The organism is Pinirhizobacter soli (assembly GCF_015905305.1).
Classification (GTDB): domain Bacteria; phylum Pseudomonadota; class Gammaproteobacteria; order Xanthomonadales; family Rhodanobacteraceae; genus Pinirhizobacter; species Pinirhizobacter soli.
Map to the genome: position 1 here is coordinate 656,287 of NZ_JADZLQ010000003.1, position 22,176 is coordinate 678,462.

Genomic DNA, 22,176 nt, shown 5'->3' on the forward strand with positions numbered 1-22,176 from the left:
CTCCGCCGATGGGGATGGAGGGGTTGGGTCAGGTGGCGACGGCGGCGGGGTTGCCTGCCTTCACCTTGCGATCCTTGAACAGCAATACGAACAAAACGAGCACGACGGCGGCGCAGCCACCGGCGAGCATCCAGATGCCGTGCCAGTCGTGCGTAACCACGCCCTGGGCGTTGGTCCGCGCATAGGTGTCTACCGCCACCCCGGACAGCCACGAGCCGACGAACATGCCAAGGCCGTACGTCAGGAAGGTGATCAGCCCCTGCGTTGCCGCACGCAAAGCGGTCGGCGCTTCGCGATCGATATAGATCTGGCCGACGACAAAGAAGAAGTCGAAGCAAATGCCGTGAAGGATGATGCCGAGCCAGAGCATCCACATCAGCTCGCCGGTGCCGCCGAAGGCAAACATGGCATAGCGCACCACCCAGGCCAGCATGCCCACGGCGAGCATGTACTTGACGCCCAGGCGCCGGAAGAACCAGGGGATCAGCAGCATGCAGAGAATTTCCGACATCTGCCCGCCAGTCATCTTGCCGGCGGCGTTGACCACGCCAATCTCGTTGAGGAACAGGTTGGTGAACGCGTAGTAGAACTGCAGCGGAATGCAGATCAGGAACGAGGCGAGCGCGAACACCGCCATCGAGCGGTCGCGCAGCAGGTGCAGGGACTCAAGCGGAAGCACCGTGCGGATACTGAAGCGCTGGTCGCGGGCGAGCGGCGGCGTGGGGGGCAGGGTGAAGCAGTAGCCTGCCATGGCGAGGGAAAGTCCGGCGGCCAGGTGCAGGGGTGACGCGGTGGCTTCCACGCCCCAGGCGCCGACGATCAGGCCCATGATGATCCAGCCGATGGTGCCGAACACGCGGATCGCGCCAAATTCCTCCTGCGGATCATTGATGTGCCGCATGGCGAGGGAGGTGGTGAGCGCCAGCGTCGGCATGTAGCAGAGGCTGTAGGCGAGCAGTGCGGCATACAGCACGCCGAACGAGGTCTGTTGGGCGGCGACCACCAGCAGGACGGCGCCGACGATGTGCAATATGACGAGCACACGGCGCGTATCGAACAAGCGGTCGGCAAGCAGTCCCACGAACAGCGGCGAGATCATCGCACCAATGGCCGTGGTGCCGGCTATGGCGCCGATTTCCTTGCCGCTGAAATGCAGTGTCTGGCCAAGCCAGGTGCCGACCGTGACGTACCAGGCGCCCCAGATCGCGAACTCGAACAGCATCATTACCCTAAGGCGCCACTTCATCCCCGTTTCCCCTTTGTGCGTCGTGCTTCGAGTGGATCTTCGACGTGCTGCCATACCCCGCCCGCGGCGTGGCTGTTGAGCATCGCCTCGACCAGCAGGCTGTTGCGATAGCCGTCGGCGAACGTGGGTAGCGCGGCGGGCTTGGTTTCGGGTGTACCACCGCGTCCAATCCACGCATAGGCGTCGGCCATCAGGTTGCGGAAGGCATCCGCCCAGGCTTCCGGGTGGCCCGCGGGTAGATGCGCGTAGCCGCGCGCGACCGGATCAAGCAGCGCGGGGTCTCGCGTCAGCAGCGTATTTGCCTGCGCGTGGTGGCCGATCCACAGTTCATTGGGCTGCTCTTGCCGCCACGCCAGCGAGGCCAGGCGCCCGTTAACCTCCAGGCGCAGGTCGTTCTTGTGGCCGGGGAGCACTTGGCCCACGGTGACGCAGCCGCGCGCGCCGTTGTCGAAACGCAGCAGCACGCTGGCGATATCTTCGCTGGTGATCTTGACCTTGCGCCGTGGCGCCGATTTGGCGGAGCCTGCGAAAGCCTTCGGCGAAGCAGCCGGCGCCTCGCGGACCGGTACGGCCGTGTGCAGATCGGCAAGCACCGAAGTGATGCGCGCGCCGGTCACGTGCTCGGCCAGGTCGCACCAGTGCGAGCCGATGTCGCCGAGCGCGGAACTGGCGCCGCCCAGCTTGGGATCCAGGCGCCAGGAATAAGCGCGCTCGTCGGTCAGCCAATCCTGCAAGTAGCACCCGTGTACGAACACCGCCGGGCCGACCTTGCCCTTGGCGATCATCGCGCGCGCCTGCTGGACAAGCGGGTAGCCGCGATAGTTGAAGGTGACGACGTGGGCCACCTGGGCTTTGCGCGCGGCTTCGTACAGTTCCCGCGCTTCGGACGTACTGCTGGCCAGTGGCTTGTCGGAGATCACGTGCTTGCCGGCATGCAGCGCGGCCAGTGAGACCTCCCTATGCAAGTGATTGGGCGTGGTGTTGTGAACCACCTGCACGGAAGGGTCGGCCAGCAGTTCCTGATAGCTGGCGTAGCCTCGCCCGGCATTCAGTTCGCGCGCCCGCTTTTTTGCCGATTCGGGGCTGGAGCCAGCAATACCGATGATCTGGACGTTACCCAGGCGACGCACGGCATCCAGGTGATGCGCGGCGATGAAGCCGGGGCCGACGAGCCCCATGCCGAGTTTCTTCATTGGGTTACTGCCCTGGCGCTGGTCGATATGGACTGGCGTGCCATTTCCCCTCCGAGATACTGCTGTCCTTCGAATGTATTCGATTACATCCGCATAAACACTAGCTTTTGCTGTTCTTCTTGGATGGGGGTGGACTCGCGCGTCAGGCCCCTTCTCGTTGAAGCGCTATAAATGTGGCAACTTATGTAGCAGATGTGAAGATGGTGGTGCAACGATTTCATGTAATCCATTACATTGCACTGCACAAATATCGGCCGGGATGACCTCTTTGGACATTTCGTTCCAGGGCGCTGCCGGCTGGTATTGTCCAGGGTAAAGTGGCGATAAAGGGGGCTGGAACGGGTGAGTGCGGAGGGATCCAAGCGTAAGCGGCAGAGCGCCGAGGGCGAGCTTACAAATGCTGCGCCGCAGCCTGGGCGTGTCCGGACGGTCAAGGAAATCGCCGCCATCGCCAAGGTTTCGGTGGCAACCGTGTCGCGCGCCTTGCAGCGACCTGAGCTCGTCAGCGAAGCGACTCGCCTGCGTATTCACGAAGTCGTCAAGCGCCTGGGCTACACGCCCAATGCGTTGGCGCGCAATCTGCGCACGGCGCGGACGCGACTGGTCATCGCCTTGCTCCCCGACATCGCCAACCCGTTTTTCTCGGAGGTCATCCGCGGCATCGAACAGGTCGCGTATGAGAACGGCTATTCGGTGCTACTGGGCGAGACGCAGAGCAGCCTGGTCCGCGAGCAGGCCTACGCCGACATGGTCGCGGGGCGTCAGGCCGACGGCATCATCACCATGTCCCATCGCGTGCCGGCAATTCCCATCGACGGCCGCCTGCCCGTGGTCAATGCTTGCGAGTACGTCAAGGACAACAAGATTTCCAGCGTCTATATCGATAACGTCACCGCGGCAGGCGCCGCGGTCGATTATCTGGTTACGCTAGGGCACCGCGATATTGCCTTCATCGCCGGTCCTTCGTCGAGCCCGATATGCGTGGACCGCGAACAGGGCTACCGTCTGGCCCTGCACAGGGCGAAGATTCCTGCCAACCCCGCGCTGACCGTCGTGGGCGACTTTTCGATCGAAGCGGGCGAGCGCGCCATCGAGCTGTTCCTTTCGCAAGGGCAATCGTTCAGCGCGGTGTTCTGCTCCAACGATGAAATGGCGATCGGCGCGATGCGCGCCTTGATCTCGCACGGCCTGCGCGTACCGGAGGATGTCTCCGTCGTTGGCTTCGACGATATCCGATTTGCGCGCTACACCTCCCCATCGTTGACCACCGTCGCGCAGCCTAAGCATGCGCTGGGGCGGGAAGCGATGACCATGATGATCGAACTGCTGAACGACCCAGAGGTGCCAGCGCGTAAGCGGGTGCTGTCGGCTGACCTGGTAGTGCGAGGATCAACGGCGCCCCGTGCGACCGGTGCCCGATCTCACATAGTTTGACCGCCATTGAGCGGCTAGCCACCAGATCGGATCGCGATCACCGATCAAGCCGATCACTGGATACTTGGCATCCGTCACATTTCCAATGGAGCTTTCAAGAGTTCAATCGGGTAGAAACGATGCTGCTGGCTGGACTAACTCATGACGCCGACGAATCTGCCCAAACCTGTGGTCGCAGCTCCACTGCGAGTGCTCCTGCTCGAAGACGATGAATTGCTGCGTGATCGCGTGCTGGTGCCGCAATTGCGCAGCTTTGGATTCGAAGTGGCCGCGATAGGGACGGCGGCTGAGCTCGACGTGTACACAGCCACTGCATGGCCGGACATCCTCATACTCGATGTGGGCTTGCCCGATGCCGACGGATTCGAGGTTGCCCGCCGCCTGCATGCACAGATGAACGATGTCGGCATCGTCATGTTGACCGGACGCAGCGGCAAGATCGACCATGTGCGCGGCTTGGTCGAGGGTGCGGACGCCTATTTGTCCAAACCCGTGGACGTCGACTTGCTGGTGGCGACGATCTACAGCCTCGCGCGCCGTTTGCGCACGACGCCAACACCTGGCGCTGGTCGTTGGCACCTGGATGCCGATGGCTGGTGTCTGCTTTCGCCCGGCAGCGATGTGGTCGCGCTGACCAAGACGGAAGGTCGACTACTGGCAAAGTTCTTCGAGAGTCCGAATCAGGCGATTTCGCGCACTGATCTGATCAGGACATTGACCGACAACGCCTACGACTTCGATCCGCACCGGCTTGATTCACTGGTCCACCGCTTGCGCAAGAAGGTGCAACGTGTGCTCGGCATGCCGTTGCCGCTCAATGCCGTGCATGGAGAGGGCTATGTCTTCGTGCTGTCCTGATCTTGTTCGACCTGATCCGGCCGGGTCTACCTCCACGGCGGGAAGACGGATGCGAAAGGTCGTGCCCTTTCCCGGTTCGCTTTCTACCTGGATGCTTCCGTTCGCGTTGTGAACGAGGTTGTGGACCACGGTAAGGCCCACGCCCGTGCCGCTGCCCACCGGTTTGGTGGTGAAGAATGGCTCGAAAATCCGCAACTTCATCTCTTCGGACATACCGATACCGTTGTCGCTCAGTTTCAGTTCGATCGCCTTGGGACCATCCGCGGCGATAGCAACTTCGAACGTTCCCTCGTGAGGCATCGCGTCGCGCGCGTTGGAAGCGATGTTCAATATCGCGAGCTCAAACTGACTGCGGTCGAACGAAATCCGGAAAGGGCGATCCGGCGCCTGGAAATGCAGCCGCACCGCTGACGGAAACAGTTGGCGAAGCATCGGCTTCAGATCCAGAACCGCCTCTACCGCATCGAAGATCTCGATCCGGGTCGTGTCGCGACGACTGAAGTTCAACAGCTTGCGGTTGATCGCATCGGCTCGCCGCGCGGCCATCTCCACGCCCAGCAGGGCCTGGCCCAAGGCCTGCGCATCGGTGCCCAGTTCCGCGCCAGGTTCATCCAGGCGATGACGCTCCCTGGCGAAGCCGAGCACGATGCCAAGCACGTTGTTGAAATCATGCGCGATACCCTGGGCCAACTGGCCGATGGCTTTTATCTTCTGAGCGTGCAGGAGTTGCTCCTGCGCGCGCTCGCGCTCGAGCATTTCATGTTGCAACTGCTGCCGGTGCCTGTTGGATTCGGCCAGCGCTTCGCGCAACGCGCCGATGCTTCGATCCAGGATGATGGTGATCAACGCGTAGCTGAAAAGCCTGAACAGCAGGCCGTTATAGGCGGCGAAGAAGCTCGCGTGCTGGCTCGGGTCATGCAGGTAGTCGGTGGTCATCCCCGTGGCGCAGATCACCAGGATGGACACATAGATCGTCCACAACGCCCGACGCCCAAGCATCAGTCCGCCAAGCGCCAGCGATATGAGCAGCAAGGTATCGCCCGGGGTCACTTTGTAACCAAATGCCGCATAGGCAAACAGGCCCGATATCAGCTGGGTGGCGAGAAACTGCGTGACAGCTTGTCTGAATTTGCCCACGCGGATCAGATAGAAACCAAACCACGCGGCCATCGTGATCGCCAGGTCCGTGCCAAGATCCACGGCGATGGACAAGTCCCTGGACACAACTGTCCTGCTGAAGAAGGTCGACGTCATGTAATCCCACTCCGACGTCAGCAGGTAGATCTTTATCAGCGGTGTGCGGCAGCCTTGATAGGCCAGGAAGAGTTGCAGGAAAACAGCGTTGCGGCGATCAACGGGATCGGTGATCGGCAAACGATTCAACCAGGCTTGCAGGCGATGCCACATCGTGATTCTCGTTGATAGCGTGCATGGCTAGGGCGGACGCACTCGGCCGCACAATGCTACGTCTTCTACGAGCGAAAGAACTTGCGATTGAAGCCACATGGACTGATACGAACAGGCCGGGCATGAGAGCCCGGCCTGTTCTTACAACACCTCATGAGCATCGTGGCTCAGTCGGCAGGGGGGGCCTTGCAGGCTTCGCTCTGGTTCAAGGAGGCGATAACATCCACGCCGCCGGCTGCCGCCGTGCCCTGCAGACGAACCGGCTGCACCTTCATGCCGGCCGGAATCACCACCGGCTTGCCGGTGCTGTCAGTGACACGGAAGGACTGGAAGGCGCCGCCGGTGCCCTGCCACTCAAAAGCATGACCGGTGGTATCCACCCACAGAATGTCGGCCAGGCCGTCACCATCGTAGTCGGCGATGCTCGACATGGTGTAACCGGCCTTCACCTTGAGGGTTTGCTGATCCACGACGGTGAAGCCATTCATGATCCACCACGACATCTTGTTGGCGTCGGGCTTGGTCCAGATCAGGTCGGTCTTGCCATCGCCATTGACATCGCCGGCACCGTACAGGACGAAGCCAGGCTGGTGATCGGCGATCCGATGCGAGACGAAATTACCAGCGTGGTTGTTTATCCACACCGTGACGCTGTTGTCATCCGGACGGGTCCAAACGATGTCGGCGTAGCCGTCGCCGTCGACGTCCGCGATGGTTGGCACGGAGCCTGATGGAGCGGCGAGCGTTGGACCGACGTTGGCGTTGACGCGACGTTCGGGCCCGTTCCTGCCGATGAGGAAGCCCAGGCTCAGATCCCACCAGCTGATTTCGCCGGTGCTGTCGTTGTGCCACAGCAGATCGGCTTGACGGTCGCCACATTGGTCCGGACCGTTGAAGTCGCCGGAACCTACCAGCGTCCAATCCGGCGAATACGGTTCGCCCAATACGTAGGGAAGGTACTGGTTCGGACCACCGAAGCCATCGGACAACCACACATGAAGCTGGTGATCCGGGCCGGTCCAGGCAAGACTGGCATAGCTGAAGCCAATGGCGCTCTGCGTCGTTGTAGCACCACTGTTGTGTACGAACAAACCTGCATTCGCACCAATGGTAAAGCCCGGGGTGACCGACTGTGTCCCCGTACGCAGCATGACGCTGCCCTTCATGGCCATGTCGGTGAAGATGCCCGCAACCGGATCGACCAGCGCGATGTCGCTGTAGTTGTCGGCGCCCACGGAGAACGGATTCAGGAAATCGCCGGGTGCCGCGTTGCCCAGCCCGCGGGAGGTCTGGTCGTACTTGATCATCGCATTGACCAGGTTGGTCACGTTGGCGCTTCCAAGGCCCGTGGCATAGTCATACCCAGCGTTGGTTTTCCATGCCGGCGCCAGCGCGATATCGCCACCTTCGCTGAGAACCCCGAAAGTATTGCCCTTTGCACCGGAGTAGCAATCGGCCGCGCCTGCAAAGCAGGGCACGTCGATATCGCCCTGGGTCACGTCGTTGAACACGCAGGCACTGTCGATCGAAGTGCCGTTGGACGAATTACAGGCATTGACCATGGCGGTGTTCGGCGAGGCGTTGGTGCCGTACTCCTTGGTGGCAATCGCGTACAGCGCCGGTGCGACGTTGCCGTGGCTCTCCTGCGTTGCCTGGTTGATCAGTGCCTGGATGCCGGCCATCGCCGGCGCCGCGAACGATGTGCCACCGGCACTGTTGAAGAGCACATTGTCAGGATTGCTGTAGTCGCACGCGGTGCCACCGACGCTCGCATCGGACATGCAGAACACCAGCGCGTGGCCATAGATGCCATTGGCAGCGAACAGGGAAATATCAGGCTGCATGCGAACCTGATTGGTCGGCGCACCGTAGATGTCGGTCTGCCACGGCGGCTGAAGCCAGAACGCGCTAGGGCCGCCGCTACCACCGGTGGTGTTCATGAACTGCTGTCCCGCGGCGCTGTTGCACGCCTTGACACCGTTCTTGATCTTCAACTCGGCGTCGAGCTTGCTGCTTGCGCAGGAGTCGTTCCAGGTCTGCTCGGGGATATAGCTCACAGCCGAGAGGCCGCCGGGCAGGTTGGTCGAGGTCCAGTAGTTCTGGGTCTTGCCCACGTCGTCGAAATCCGTGCCACCCACCGACACATTCCACGGTGTCGACGACATGGCATTGACGGTGACGCCGAACGATGCAGTCGCTTGGTTCTGATCGCAGCCGGCGGAGCCTGCATCGCCCGAGGACACGTAGACGGTGACACCCTCGGCGGCAGCCTGTTCCCAGAGCAGCCCGACGTCCTTCACGACATTATTGAGGCTGAGAACTTCGCACTCGCCGTAGCTCAGGCTGAATACCGAAGGAGGGGGCACATCGGGATTGTCGAGCAGGTTCAAGGCCGCCGTGAAAGGGCCGAACTGCGGGCTATTGGTGTCGTCGCAGGACGCGAACACGATATTGGCGTCGGGCGCGGCCGCACCGATCCATTCCACGTCGAGCGCCGCTTCGCCCTCGTCGCCGTTCGTGCCCGGATCGTTGCAGGTCGGGTCAATGAGGTCGAGACCGAATTTCCCCTGTGGATGCACATAACTGATGACGCCCTTGGCATCGGGCGGCAGAAACGCGGTGCGGAAGGTCGTGACGTCCTGTGGCTGCACATCGGTGCGCTCCAGCACGGCGACGGTCTGGCCGGCACCGCGAACCGGCGTGGCCTGGCCCCACAAGGGCTCGACATTGTAGATCTTGTTGAAATCCGCCGGCACCACGTCATAGGTGACGCTGGGATTCTGTGTACCGGGCGGCACGGTGAAATCGGGGCTGGTCGATACCGTCTTCCACTGGCCGGTATGCTTGTCCTTGCTCACTGTAGCGACATCGTGGTGCTGCGGTTTCGGGAAGAAATTGTTCAGCGATGCAACGCCTTCCACCACCGGCGCCAGCGCCTCGGGAATCTGCTGATCGGTGACGTTGGCGAAATGCGATTCACCATTGCTGGTGAAGTTGTGCAGCTGGGTGTGGAAGGCGGTACGCACTTGGCCCGAGGTGCCGGAGAAGCGGATCATCATGCCCGTCGGCAGCACTTCGTTGACGGTCAGGCCTTGCGAGCGAAGCCAACTGGTGACCTTATCAATATCCGATTGCGCCGGACCGAACATGGTGCCGATCTGTTTCGCGGTCAGCCACTTATGGTACTTCGCCGAACTGGGGCTATTGAGTTCGGTGACATAGGCGTCGAAACGGCTTTGTTTCTGCGTACTGCGCTTGAGCACCAGGGTCATGTTGCGAATCGGCTTGATGTCTGCCACCGGACCCTGGTCAGCGGCGGTCAGCGCCTTGAAGGAGTGGCTGCCTTGCACGGTGGTCAGGCGCGTGTTGTCGACCGCGTTGGTAATTCGCGCGGTATCCGGCGCAAAAGCCAGTGAAGCATGGGTTGGTGCCGCAGCAGCATGGGCGCCCAGTGGAACGCCAATTCCAAGCAACAGGAAAGCCGTGGCGAGCAAGCCGCCACATCGATAGAACGTCATGTTGTTGTCTCCCCGAATAGGGCGTTAAACCCCAGCGTTGAACCAATGCAAGAGCGGGTCGCTTTCGCGCCAAGCACCGCCCTCATTCGCTGCTATCGATAAAGCTGCCGGCGCTTCAGGTTCTCCGCACTTCAAAGATGCAAGCAGCAGCGATACTAGACAAACGTCATTTGGTGGTCACGCACGTGTTTTCTCCATTTCTCGCCATTTCTCACGGTCGCCTAGACGGCCCAACCTTCGCGATACTGGCGACGCAGGAACTCGTTGGCTGCCGGCGAGTTGGTGACGCGCATGTTCTCCGCGTCGTACTCGATCCTGCCGCCCGCGCGAAGGGACACGACGCCCAGCAGCATGACTTCCGTCAGGCGTGAGGCGTATGAGAACGGCGATGACGCTTCCCCCCGCCCCTTGCAGGCGTCCACCCAGTTCATCTCGTGCGACGTCTTGATGCGGGCATACTTCTGCGGCGGCGTGCCCACCGCGTCGTGCAGCGACTGAGGTAGCAGGCGCGGGTTCGCACCGTAGGTCTCGTGGATCAGCTTGCCCTTGTCGCCGACGTAGAGGACGCCGCCGTCCTTGCTCATCTGCCCGGCTCCCAACGCTTGCAGCCCGGGAGGCAGCAACGCGCCGTCATACCAGTGGAGCTTCACTGATGGCCTGCTGCCGCGTGCCGGGAATTCGTAGTACGTCATCGTTGCCATCGGGTACGACGCGTTGTTGAAGGGCGTCGAGACAGTCTCCACGGCCGTCGGAAAACCCAGGTCCAGCGACCAGAACGGGGAATCGATCAGGTGCGCCCCCATGTCGCCGATGGCGCCAACGCCCCAGTCCACCCAGCCACGCCAGTTGAACGGGTGATACACAGGGTGGTAGTCGACGACGGGACCGGGGCCCAGGAAGAGATCCCATGCCAGGCCTTCGGGCTTTGGATAGTTGCCGACCATGGCATTGGCGAGCCGGTCCATGACCGCATCCTCGTCCCAGCTTGCGTCGTCCGGCCTGGGCCTGGGCTGCGGGCGTGGAATTCCCTGCGGCCAGTAGGCAAGCGGGCGATTCGTCCAGACGTGGACCTCGCTGACGTTGCCGATCGCCCCGGCCGCGATGTATTCGTTGATCAACCGGGCATCATCGGTCGAGTGGCCCTGGTTGCCCATTTGCGTGACGACCTTGGGGTTGTCCTTGGCCTTCCTTGCCAGCGCGCGGGCCTCGTCTATCGACCAGGTGAGTGGCTTCTGCACGTACACGTGCTTGCCGAGGCTCATTGCGGCGCTGGCGATCACCGCATGCAGATGGTCTGGCGTCGCGATGACCACCGCATCGATGTCCTTCTGCTGTTCTAGCATCCGGCGGTAGTCGGTATAACGCTTGATCGAATCGAACTTGCGCGAAAGCAGATCCGTCTGCTTGATCTGGTCCTGCAGCTCCAGGCGCTCTTTGGCGGTCTTGGCCTTGTCCAGGCGTGCATGGGCTTTCCCCTGACCGTCGAACATCCCGCGGAAGCTCTTCTCCGTGTAGTGCCAGTCCACGTCGCACAGGGCGACGATGTTCTCACCGGCCAGGGCACGGATGTTGTTTCCGCCCATGCCGCCGACGCCGATGCCGGCAATGTTCAATCGATCGCTGGGCGCCGTATGGCCGGGCCCGCCCAGGACATGGCGGGGCACGATCATCAAGCCGGTCGCGGCGATGGCCGTGCCTGCGATGAATTCGCGGCGGGTGATCTTGATGCTCGGACCCGTATCCCCGGAGGTTTCCCCAGCGCATTGGCCCTGCTTCTCTTTCCCGATGTTCGATTCATCCGTCATGAGCGCTGAAACCTCCGGTTGGATTCGATAGGGTAGGGAGCAGTCCGGACTAAGCCCCCGATCCTATAAGGAAGCTGAAATTCTTTTCGTAGACCGAGTTCAGGTTTTTTGCGTTATCCCCTAGTCCGGCAGACTAACCACCGACTTGAAGCCGCCAAAAATCATGCGCTTGCCATCGAAAGGACAGTCACTGGCGGCTTCCATGCGCGGGTCTTGCATGAATTTCGCCATGCCGGCATCGCGAGTGGCCTTGTCGGGCCATTCCACCCAGGAGAACACCACGGATTCATCCTGTTCCGCCTGCACGGCGCGGCGGAAATCGGTGAGCTTGCCGTCGGGTACGTCGTCGCCCCAGCACTCCATCACCCGGATGGCGCCGAACTCGAGGAAAATGGCGTCGAAGGTACGGGCGTGCGCAATGAACTTTTCGCGGTTGGCGTTGGGTACGGCGATCACGAAACCATCGATGTAGGACATGATTGTCTCCTTGGCCTGAAGGGTGGCCGGTATGGTCACCTTCACTTATGCGACGAATGAGCGCCTGCGGGATCGACATGTGTGGCGGGAACCATAGGTTTGCCGCAGCACTAAAGCATAGTTCTGCCGCCGTGCGCATGACCTACTACAAAATTCTGATCGAAGACTGCCTAAGTGATTGACACAAGGCGGTTTGTGCGATGTTAAGGGTGAGGCTGCACTGCGCTGTCGGCGCGCGGCAAGCTATTTATGCAGGCGCGTGCCAGGGCACCCGTTGATCGGCACCATCACCCCAACTCGGCGATCAGACTTCAGTCGAAGTAGCCCTTGTCGCCCAAGTGCTCCGGCGTGGCTTCGATCACGCGCTTTCGCAGGCCTGGCCGCGCATCCCCGCCCGGAGTGCCCGGGAGTTCGCCGCGCCGCCGTCAGCGCGGCACCTTCACCTCGCTGCCGTTGTAGCCGACCCGCACGTCATGGCTGGCGTCGGCGCCGTCCGCGTTCGGATGGCCGGCGTCGATGCGGCGGATCACGAACTGTCGCCTTGCCGGCGCGCCGCGCCCGTCGCCCTCGCGCCTGCCGAGGGTGAGCACGCCGGTGGCGTCGTCGTAGGCCAGCGGGATACGTGAGTAGTGGCCATGCTCGTAGTCGTAGCTGGTGCCTTCGTCCTCGTACAGCGTGAAATGGCCGTCGGCGCCGGCGTAGACCAGCAGGACGATCGGCGCGTCCGGCTGCTCGCCGGTGTACTGGATGGCCGGACCGGTCGGCACGATGGCGCCGGCGCGCACGAACAGCGGCATGCGTTCCAGCGGCGCCGGGGCATCGATGCTGCTGCCGCCTTCGTAGGACTTGCCGCTGTGGAAGTCGTACCAGCGCGTACCGGCCGGCAGGTAGACCGGCCGCGCGGTGGCGCGGTAGGCGGTGACCGGCGCGACCAGGAAGGCGGGACCGAACAGGTACTCGTCGTCGATGTCCCGCACCTTCGGATCGCCGGGGAAATCCATGACCAGTCCGCGCATGATGGTGCCGTCCTTCCACCAGGTGTCGCCGGCCAGGGTGTAGATGTACGGCATCAGGCGGTAGCGCAGGCGGTCGTAGTAGGCCAGCGCCTCGTACACCGACGTACCCGGCGCGGCAAGGTTGTAGATCTCGCGGTACGGGAACTGCCCGTGCGAGCGGAACAAGGGCGTGAACGCGCCGAACTGGAACCAGCGCAGGTTGAGCTCGCGCCATTCGGCCAGGTCGGCAGCGTCCGGCTTCTCGTAGCGCGGCTCCAGCGCGAAGCCGCCGATGTCGGTGGTCCAGTTGGGGATGCCGGCCAGGGAGAAGTTCACGCCGGCGGAGATCTGGTCGTGCAGGTTGCTCCAGCGCGAGGCCACATCGCCGCTCCATGTCGCCGCGGCGTTGCGCTGCTGGCCGGCGAAGGCTGAACGGGTGAGGATGAACACGCGCTTGTCCGGCGTGCTTGCCCGTGCGCCCTGGTACACGCCGGTGGTGTGCATCAGCGGATACGAATTGAAGAACGCGGCGCCGGGCCCGAGCGCGGTCGGCCCCATGCGCAGCTTGCGTTCGGCAATGTCGAGGTTGGACTGGATGTCCGGCTCGGACGCGTCCAGCCACCAGCCGTCGATGCCGAGCACGCCGAGCCGGTCGTGGATCTGGCGCCAGTAGATCGCGCGCGCCTCCTTCGCGTACGGGTCGTAGAACGAGCTGAGGTAGCCGTTGCCGATCCAGTCGCGTTCGCCCTTCTCCACGTTGCGGCGGTAGATGTAGCCCTTGGCGTCCAGCTCCTTGTAGTTCGCCGTGCCCGGGTAGAACTTCGGCCACACCGAGATCATCAGCTGCAGGTGCATCGCGTGCAGCTGGTCGAGCATGCCCTTGGGATCGGGAAAGCGTGCCTTGTCGAACTCGTGCGAGCCCCAGGCGTCCTCAGGCCAGTAGTTCCAGTCCTCCACCAGGTTGTCGATCGGCAGGCCGAGCGCGCGGTAGCGTCTGGCGGTGTCGAAGATCTCCGCCTGGGTCTTGTAGCGCTCGCGGCTCTGCCAGAGCCCATACGCCCAGCGCGGCAGCAGGGTGGCCTTGCCGGTGACTTCGCGATAACCCGCGATCACCTGGTCGAGGTTGTCGCCGGCGATGAAGTAGTAGTCCACCGCATGGCCGACCTCGGAGGACAGCGACAGCTCCTGCTGCTCGTCGCCGGGCAGTGGGTCCAGGTGCAGCAGGGTGAGGTAGCCCTCATTCGGCAGCCATTCGATGCGCAGCTGGTGCTTGCTGCCGGCATCCATCGTCAGGCGCAGGTTGTGGTACCAGGGGTTCCAGTTCTGCCGCCAGTCGTCGTAGACCAGCTTGCCGTCCAGCCACACCTTGGCGTAGCTGCTGGCGTACAGGCGCAGCTTGTGCACGCCGGGGACTGTGGGCTCGATGCTGCCTTCCCACACCACCTTGGCGGTGGTCTTGGCGGGCGATGCGGCCGGCCATTGCGCGATGTCCTTGAGGTACTGGTAGTCCGGCTGCTTCTCGACGCGCTTGAGCTTCAGCGTGCCGCCGGCGTCGTAATAGCTGGCGGTGAGCCCGCCGGCTTTGCCGTCGGCGTCGTAGAGCTTGAGTGTCTGGCTGAGCGGCTGGTACTCGCGCGGGTCGCCGAAGCGGGTGATCGAGTTGTTGTCCCACAGCAGACCGTAGTTGCGCGTGGAAACCACGAACGGGACGCCCACGTCCATGTTGTGCTGGGCCAGTTCCACGTCCTCGCCCTTGTAGTTCATCTGCCCGTCCTGGTGCTGGCCCAGGCCGTAGAACGCCTCGTCGGCGGGCGAGTCGAAACGCTGGCGCACCGTGTAGTACGGCTTGCCTTCCACCGTCTCCGGCTGGAACGAGCGCCCGCCCGCGCGCTCGGCCAGCAACGGTTTGCCGGCGGCGTCGAGGAAGCGCACCGCGCCGTCGTGCAGCGATACCTGGGCGGAAAGCCGCGGCGTCTTCAGCGTCACCGTGTCCGGCGTTTCGTCCACCGTGAAGAGCGTGTCGCCACCGCTCTTCACCGCCATCAGGCTGGCGGGCAGGTCGAACGCACCCTCGGGCACGGCGGTGACGTGGACGATGCGCTCGTCCACCGCCTGCAGGCGTACCTGCTGGGGGGAGTGGTCGAGGCGGACGATCACGCCGTCGGCGAGTTTTTGTGCGTGGCCGGCGGATTTCGCGGCATCGGCCGGCTCGGGTGCCTTGCCGCAGCCAGCGAGGACGGCCAGCGTCAGCATGCACAGCGGCATCCACGGGCGGATAGCGATAGAAGACATGCGCATCTCGTTCCTTCAGTACGTGGCCAGCCGCACGCGCAGTACGCGCGGCTCGCCGATGACATTCAAGCCCCAGTCGGTCTGATCGCCGTTCCACAGGCGACGGAATATCCAGCGGCCGTGGTCGTAATGGCCCTCCTCGACACGGTCGAGAAGGAAGTCGACCTTGCGTCCGCGCGCCGGCAGGAAGTTCACGCGCACGTCGCGGGCGACCAGCAGGTATTCGTTCGGCGCCAGCTGTGCGACCAGCGCGCCGCCGGAGCGGTCAGGATTGCCTTTGGGCGGTTCGATTCCGAATTGCAGTTGTCCGTAGCCCAGGTGGACCTGCCAGTCGCCCAGGTCGAGCGTCTGCTCGTGGGTAGCGTCCGGCTCGGATGCGCCCCACAGCCTGCCCGCATACGCCGCCGCGGCCAGTTCGCCCGCCATCGGCGCCAGCACGCGGTAGTTGGCGGCGAACAGCTCGACCGTATCCTCGTCCAGCTTGCGCGCGCCCAGCGGGTAGTTGGAGTAGCCGGTGAAGTCCATGCCGAACGGCGACCAGCCGATGGCTCCCGCGCCGAGCGAGGCATAGACGTAGCGCGCATAGACCTTGTCGTTGCCGGTTTCGGCGACGAACAGCGGGTTGTCCTTGCGGGCGTAACGCTCGAGATAGGTGGCATAGTGCGCGTAGTCGGGCTTGTAGATGTCCGGCGCCAGCACGTCCAGCGCGGGTGCGGCGGCCTTCCACACAGGCAGCACGTTGTCGGTGGGACCACCGCTCTCGTAGCTGCCGGGCGGTCCCGGCTTGAATGGATCGCGCAACGCCGCGTTGGCGTACATCGGCAGCGGATATACCGCCTTGCCTGCCGCCGCGACCTGGCCGATGAAATGCGCGACATGCCAAGCGTGGAAGTACTCCGCCGCGTCGTTGCCGAAAGCCTGGCTCCAGCTGCCGCCTGATTTGCCGGTCGCGCGCAGCAGCGCCTCGGGCACCGGGCCGGCGAAGACCTTGTCCGCCATCGGCGAGTGGTCGCGGTCGGTGCCGTAGGTACCGGCCTCGTTCTCCACCTGCACCATGATCACCGTGTGCCGGTCGCCATCGATCTGGCGCAGGTGCGTCATCAACTGGACGAACGCCTTGCGGTCGGCGTCCAGCGTGGCGGTGGCCAGTGGCGAGAGCGAATTCAGGCGGCGGCCTTCGCGATTGAACAAGCGCGGAAAGCGGCGATCGTCCAGCTTCACCCACGATGGCGCGTAGCTGGGGCCGTTGTTCTTCCAGGTGGCGAACCACAGCAGCACCAGGCGCAGCCTGTGCTGGCGCGCCTGCGTCACCAGCGTGTCGAGGAAGCCGAAGTCGAACTGCCCTTCCTTCGGCTCGATCTGCTCCCACGCGATCGGCACCTGTACGGTATTGGCGTGCAACTGCTCGATGGCGGGCCACACCTGGCCCAGCATGTCCGGCCAATTGCTGGAATTGTTCACCTGCGCGCCGAGCAGCAGGTAGGGCTTGCCGTCCACCATCAGCGCGTGGCGTCCGTCCTGGCTGACGATGCGCGGCAGTTCGGCGGTGCCCGCCGCTGCGGGCGTGGATCGGAACGGAGCGGCGGGCAGGCCGTCGCCGTTGTCCAGGTCGTCCACGCGGATGGCGAGGCTGTTGCTGCCCGCATGCAGCACGCCCGGCGGCGCCGGCAGCAGAAGGCACAGCGCCAGCGCGCCAATGAGGAGCGGATGTTTCATGGCGCGGCCTCCATCGGTTCGCCGTAGACGATGCCGCGCCCGCTGGGGGCGAAATACAGACGCCCGAAAACCCGCGGATCGCCGACCAGGTGGCCAACCCGGCCGTAGCGGTGCGCATCGTCGTCGATGCGCTGCCAGTGCTGCCCGCCGTCGAGGGAACGGAAGATCCCCTGCAGCGCGCCGCGGCGCCCGGCGACGAACAGCACGGGCGCGTGGCGGCCGGCCGCCGGCTTGCCGAAACCGAACGCATCGACGCCGGTCAGCGCGGGCATGCGCTGCTGCACGCGGCCCCGGTCGTCGCCGCGCAGCAGCGGCAGGTCGCGCGCGCCCAGGTACAGCGTGCCGGCGGCATCCGGCGCCGCCTGCAGTTGCACCTGGTCGCGTCCACGCGCGGCATCGCCCAGGGCGCCGCCGATCGGCACGAAGCTCGCGCCGCCATCGCGGCTGGCGAAGAGCGTGCCGGCGCGGCGGTCGAACGCATAGAAGCGTCCGGCGTCGACGCGATCGGCGAGCACCTCCAGGCGCGCGCCGAGGCCCTGCGCCGTCTGCCAGTGCCGGCCAAGGTCGCGCGTGAGATAGACATGGTTGGCATGCCTGGGCGCCCACAGTACGCCGCTGCCATCGGCGGCGACAGCGATGCTTCCCGCGCCTTCGCCTTCCGGCGGCTCGCCGGCAAAGGCCTGCCAGTGCCGTCCGCCGTCGCCGGACCACGCTGCACGGATCGCCGCCTCGAACGGCTCGCGCAGGTAGCCGCTGCGCACGATCAGCGCCGGCCGCTGCCCGGCGTAGTCGATGCTCTCGCCGTTCGCGTAGCGCGGCGGCGCCTGGAACTGCAGTGGCGCCACGGCGAGGTCGTCATGGCGGTAGCCGTCGAGGTCGCCCAGTGCGCTCAACAGGTGCGCGCCCTGCGGTGGGCTGATCAGGCCCAGCGGCACGGTTTCCTCCAGCCCGCGGTCCTGAAACCACCAGTGCACCGTGCCGCCCCGGTCGAACCCGCGCATGTCGCGCGACGACCACACGCCGTAGCCGGTGACGAACATCACGTGGTCCGGGTCGAACGGATCGATCGCCACCGTGGTCATCCAGTGCGGCGTGTGGTCGACGGTCCAGGCCGCATCGCTGCGATCGAACGACGAACGCGCAAAGATCTCGGCCCAGTGCCTGCCGCCGTCGGTGCTGCGGAACAGCAGGTCGTGCGGCGTGTAGCGATGATGGGTGCTGGCGATCAGCACGTCCGGATCGGCGGGGTCGACCGCAACGTCGCCCCAGCCGAAGCCCGCCGGCGTGCGCTTGCGCGGCAGCGGCGTGATGTCGGTCCAGCGGCCGCTCGCCGGTTGCCAGCGCCACAGGGCGCCGTCGCTCATCGTGTCCGGGCCCGGCTCGTCGCCGTAGCTCAGCACGTAGCTGCCGTCGCCGGCGCGGTGCATGTGGCTGGGCCGCAGGCCGGCGGGTTGCCCCGGCACCGCGCGCCAGCTGCGGCCGCCGTCGCTGGAGCGGTACAGGCTGGTCGCGCGCGTCGACACGCCCGCATACATCACCGGCGTCGGTTCGCCGCGCTTGCCGCTGGCCGGATCGAACACCACGAACACGATGCCGACCGGCTGCGTGCGGCCGTGGCTGCTCGCGCGCGACGCGGGCGAGGTTGCCACGTCGGTAAACCCGGTGAGCCTCGACCAGTGCGCGCCGTGATCCTCGCTGCGCCACAGGCCGGCATCGCGCGAACCGAGCAGGAGCACGCGGCCGTCGTTCGGGTCCACCGCCAGCCGCTCGCCGTTGCCGCGCCCCAGCTCGTTGCCGCCCAGCTTGAACGGCAGGTCGGCGCGCTCGAAATGCCGGCCGCGGTCGTGCGAACGCAGGACCGCGGCATTGCCCGCCTGCGGGGCGGTGTAGGTGCCCGCGGCAAGGTACACCCAGCCGGGATCGGCAGGATCGAGCGCGAGGCTGTCGATGCCGAGCAGGTTGTTGTCCTTAGCCTCGATCCAGTCGGTCAACGGCACCCATTGCGCGCTCGCTTGGTCCCAGCGGTAGGCGCCGCCGACGTCGGTGCGCGCATAGACCAGCCCGCGCTCAGCCGGATGGAAGACCAGGCCGCTGACGTAGCCGCCACCGCCGATGCGCACGTTGGCGAAGTGGTAAGGAAGCGCGGCGGCTTGGCTGGCGTGGACACCCGGCGCGAGGAACAAGGAGCAGGCAAGGACAGCGATGTTTCCGAACATGCCCGAACGCAGTGAGGTTTTTCCAGCGCCAGGCAAGACACCTGACGCTGGATGCGTTGCCCCATGCCGGAACCCCCGTCGGCTGCTCAGGCACTGCACGATCAGAACGTCGCGCGTAGCGTCAGTGCATACCGGGTATCGTTCACGTACCAGGAAGTGATGTGCTTGCCCGATGCGTTCTGATACATGATCGTGCGCTGTTCGGCGTTATTGAGGTTGTTCATCTCCACGCCGAGCTTCACGTGCTCGTTGAACGAGTAGAAGATCGAACCGTCCAGCTGTCCGTAGGCATCGGCGAATACCGGCAGCTTCCATGGAATGTTGTTATCGGTACCGTTGTAGCCGTTCGGGCCGATCGACAGTAGATACTGGCTGCGCCAGTTGTAGGCAAGCCGGACTTGCCACGGACCGTGCTCGTAGAAGCCGGCGACATTGAGGGAATTCCTCGACAGGCCATCCGCCGGGAGGCTGCCGAATGTGGAGCCATCGGTATCCACCGGCACCGCAGTAGTTTCGTTCGGTACGTGGGTCCTGCTCCGGATGTAGGTGTAGTTCGCCGACATGCCGAAGCCCTTGACCGGCAGGAAATCGAAGAACTGATTCCAGCCGAGTTCCGCGCCATCGATCGTCGCCTTGCCAACGTTTACGGGGTGGGTGACCAGATACTGATAGTTGTTGCCGTCGATACCTGGATACGTCACGAACTGCGACTCGTTGCGGAAATAGTCGCTTATCCCCTTGTGGAACAGGCTGACCCAGGCCATGCCGCCGTGGTCCTGATCGAAGTACCACTCCAGCGACAGATCGAACTGGTTAGCCTTCATCGGCGTCAGGTACGGATTGCTGGTGGTGGCAGTGCCCGTCAGGGTCAGCTTGTCGATCGGCAGGGTGGTGGTACCGGGCGGCGGCGTATAGCCTGACAGCACGGCGGCATTGAGAATCTGATAGGCCTGCATCTGGCTAAAGTCCGGCCGCGCAATCGCCTTGGAAAAGGCAAAACGCGTGATCACGTCCGGAGCGAACTCCCACTTCACGTTCAAGCTGGGCAGGATGTCGGTGTACTCGTTGCGGGCGCTGATGGGAGCAGACTGGCCCGCACCCAGATAGGGCGCAAACGCCTGGTCGGGATACGTCAGGAAACCCTGGGCGGCATTCCTGGTCCGCACCGCACGCACGCCGACGTTGCCGCTCAGATTGGCATCGTCCACCCCGAAGTCGAGCATGGCGTACGCCGCGTAGGTTTTTTCGTGCTGAAGATTGGTGTGCGAGGCATCGAGCAAGGTGGGCTTGTACGGGACGTCATAGCCGCTGCCGGCGATGTAGTACGGAATGGCGGCGTTGTGAATATCCGCGTAGCTGCCCGGGTAGCCAAGCGCGGTCGCCGGGACCGGTGCATAGAACGCCCCTGGGATGCCGGCGTCGCCCCGGTAGAAATCCTTGAACGTGTCCAGATGCACCAGGCTGGTATTGACCGTGCCGTTCAAATCCAGGCCGGGCATGGCACCGCCGGGCACCGCCCATCCCGACATCCAGGTCTGGAATACGGGCAGCCAGTTGTAGCCGGTATCGATGTTGTTGGCATAGCGGTTGGTCAGGCGCACGCCTGCCTTCACCCCCTGCACGAACCCGTCGACGAAGCTGTGCGAGATGTCGGCACGCCAGGCCAGTTCCTTCGCATAGTTTTGATCCTGGTGATCCATGGTGAATCCCCAGTAGTAATTGGCGGGATTCCCGGTGAAGTTTGAATCGACGCCGATGTGCGGCGGGTTGCTACCGTTCAGGGCCACGTCGATGTAGGGCACGTTGGTACCCAGCGCCACCGTGGAATCCAGACTGTTGGTAGTGGCCTTGACGAACTGCACCGAGCTGGTGAGTTCAGTGGCCGTGCCCAGCCGCCACTTCATCCCGGTGGAGAAGTCCGTGGTCTTGGAGTGGCTGTCGGAAGCGCGGATGTCGGTGCCCATCGGCATGCCGCCGCTCTGCGTGAGGCGGCCGGACTGGAACACCCCGCCATTGACCTGGCTCGGCTGGCTGGCGTCCACCGTCACCTGCGTTGGGTCGTTGCTCACGAAGATCGCATCCTCGTTCCAGACTTCGTGGTATTTGCTCTGGAACGCGGTGGCGTAAAGGTCAAGATCGTCGCTGGGACGCCACTGGAAGGCCAGGTAGGCACCATCGCGCTTGCGATCGTAGAGCAAGGTGCGCCAGTCGGCGCCGCGCGGCACCCAGACGCCGTCTGCGTTCTTGAAGAACGGACGCACGAACAGGCCATCCGTACGCGTGGACAGTTGGGAATCGGCGACGTCGACGAGGAAACCCATTTCCCCGAGGCTGGTCTGCCAGCGATTGCTGTAGAGCACCGAGCCGGACGGCTTGTACTTCTTGGCGAAATCGCCGTAGTTCTCGCTGGCTGAAGCGGCGATCTTCTGGCCCTGGAAGTCGAAGGGCATGAAGGTGCGCAGGTTCACCGTACCGCCCAGGCCGCCCTCGATCATCTCTGCCGTCTGGTTCTTGTAGACGTCCACGCCCGACATCAATTCCGAGGGCACGTCCTGGAAGCTGAGGGCGCGCCCGCCATTGGCGGAGAAACTGTCGCCACCATTCAATTCGGAACGCACCTGCGTGAGGCCGCGCACCTGCACACCATTGCCTTCGGCAGAGAAGTGTTCCGGATCGCCCTGGGAGAGAAAATGGTCGATGGTGACGCCGGGAATGCGCGACAGGGTTTCAGTGACGCTGCGATCCGGCAGCGCGCCGATGTCCGTGGCGGACAACGAATCGACGAAGGTGGGGGCATCGCGCTTGATGTCCTGCGCCTTCTCGACGGATGCACGGATGCCGGTCACCGTCACGGCCTCGAGATTCTTCGCTTGCGCGGCGCCGGCCTGGCCGGATTTCTTCCCGCGCTGGTCGCTGGGGGGCGCTTTCGGCTGGCCCTGGTCCTGGCTCTGGACCGATTCCTGCGCGTGGGCGGCCGGCGGCGCGTGGAGCAAGGCCAGGCCCATCGCCATGGCGGCCG

The 22,176-nt window shown here is 64.0% G+C and carries 12 protein-coding genes; 2 read left to right on the plus strand and 10 right to left on the minus strand.

Annotated features, from left to right (window positions below):
* Positions 1-28: 28 nt before the first annotated feature.
* Both NDK18_RS16215 and NDK18_RS16220 read right to left on the minus strand, forming a co-directional pair.
* Complete coding sequence (locus tag NDK18_RS16215) at positions 29-1,246, minus strand: nucleoside permease (RefSeq protein ID WP_250626464.1); 1,218 nt, start codon at positions 1,244-1,246, stop codon at positions 29-31.
* Positions 1,243-2,439 (minus strand): Gfo/Idh/MocA family protein, encoded by a 1,197-nt coding sequence (locus NDK18_RS16220; protein ID WP_250628370.1) that lies wholly within the window; start codon positions 2,437-2,439, stop codon positions 1,243-1,245. Before NDK18_RS16220 ends, NDK18_RS16215 begins: the two co-directional genes overlap by 4 nt.
* A 342-nt stretch (positions 2,440-2,781) precedes the next feature.
* Here NDK18_RS16220 and NDK18_RS16225 point away from each other — a divergent pair, with 342 nt between their 5' ends.
* Positions 2,782-3,873 (plus strand): LacI family DNA-binding transcriptional regulator, encoded by a 1,092-nt coding sequence (locus NDK18_RS16225; RefSeq protein WP_250626466.1) that lies wholly within the window; start codon positions 2,782-2,784, stop codon positions 3,871-3,873.
* Positions 3,874-4,014: 141 nt separating this feature from the next.
* Positions 4,015-4,731: a response regulator transcription factor gene (locus NDK18_RS16230; RefSeq protein ID WP_250626467.1), complete on the plus strand. Its 717-nt coding sequence runs from the start codon at positions 4,015-4,017 to the stop codon at positions 4,729-4,731.
* Here NDK18_RS16230 and NDK18_RS16235 read toward each other — a convergent pair.
* From NDK18_RS16235 to NDK18_RS16270, 8 genes are all read right to left on the minus strand, one after another.
* On the minus strand, positions 4,630-6,138 hold the full coding sequence (locus NDK18_RS16235; protein WP_250628371.1) for a sensor histidine kinase: 1,509 nt from the start codon (positions 6,136-6,138) through the stop codon (positions 4,630-4,632). The two genes, NDK18_RS16230 and NDK18_RS16235, sit on opposite strands and share 102 nt — an antisense overlap.
* A gap of 167 nt (positions 6,139-6,305) precedes the next feature.
* Complete coding sequence (locus NDK18_RS16240) at positions 6,306-9,656, minus strand: protease pro-enzyme activation domain-containing protein (RefSeq protein WP_250628372.1); 3,351 nt, start codon at positions 9,654-9,656, stop codon at positions 6,306-6,308.
* A gap of 221 nt (positions 9,657-9,877) precedes the next feature.
* A complete protein-coding gene (locus NDK18_RS16245) occupies positions 9,878-11,461 on the minus strand; it encodes a Gfo/Idh/MocA family protein (protein WP_250628373.1) in 1,584 nt (527 codons plus the stop codon).
* Between the two features lie 120 nt (positions 11,462-11,581).
* A complete protein-coding gene (locus tag NDK18_RS16250) occupies positions 11,582-11,938 on the minus strand; it encodes a DUF1428 domain-containing protein (protein ID WP_250626471.1) in 357 nt (118 codons plus the stop codon).
* A gap of 425 nt (positions 11,939-12,363) precedes the next feature.
* Positions 12,364-15,225 carry a TIM-barrel domain-containing protein gene (locus tag NDK18_RS16255; RefSeq protein ID WP_425502751.1) on the minus strand — a complete coding sequence of 954 codons (2,862 nt, stop codon included), beginning with the start codon at positions 15,223-15,225 and terminating at the stop codon, positions 12,364-12,366.
* A 15-nt stretch (positions 15,226-15,240) separates the two neighbouring features.
* The gene (locus NDK18_RS16260; RefSeq protein ID WP_250628374.1) at positions 15,241-16,941 is read right to left on the minus strand and encodes a DUF5597 domain-containing protein; all 1,701 of its coding nucleotides are present in this window, start codon (positions 16,939-16,941) and stop codon (positions 15,241-15,243) included.
* Positions 16,938-19,157, minus strand: a complete 2,220-nt coding sequence (locus NDK18_RS16265; protein WP_425600650.1) for a WD40/YVTN/BNR-like repeat-containing protein — start codon at positions 19,155-19,157, stop codon at positions 16,938-16,940. The genes NDK18_RS16260 and NDK18_RS16265 overlap by 4 nt, the downstream gene beginning before the upstream one ends.
* A 101-nt stretch (positions 19,158-19,258) precedes the next feature.
* The gene (locus NDK18_RS16270) at positions 19,259-22,168 is read right to left on the minus strand and encodes a TonB-dependent receptor (RefSeq protein WP_425600651.1); all 2,910 of its coding nucleotides are present in this window, start codon (positions 22,166-22,168) and stop codon (positions 19,259-19,261) included.
* Positions 22,169-22,176 lie beyond the last annotated feature (8 nt).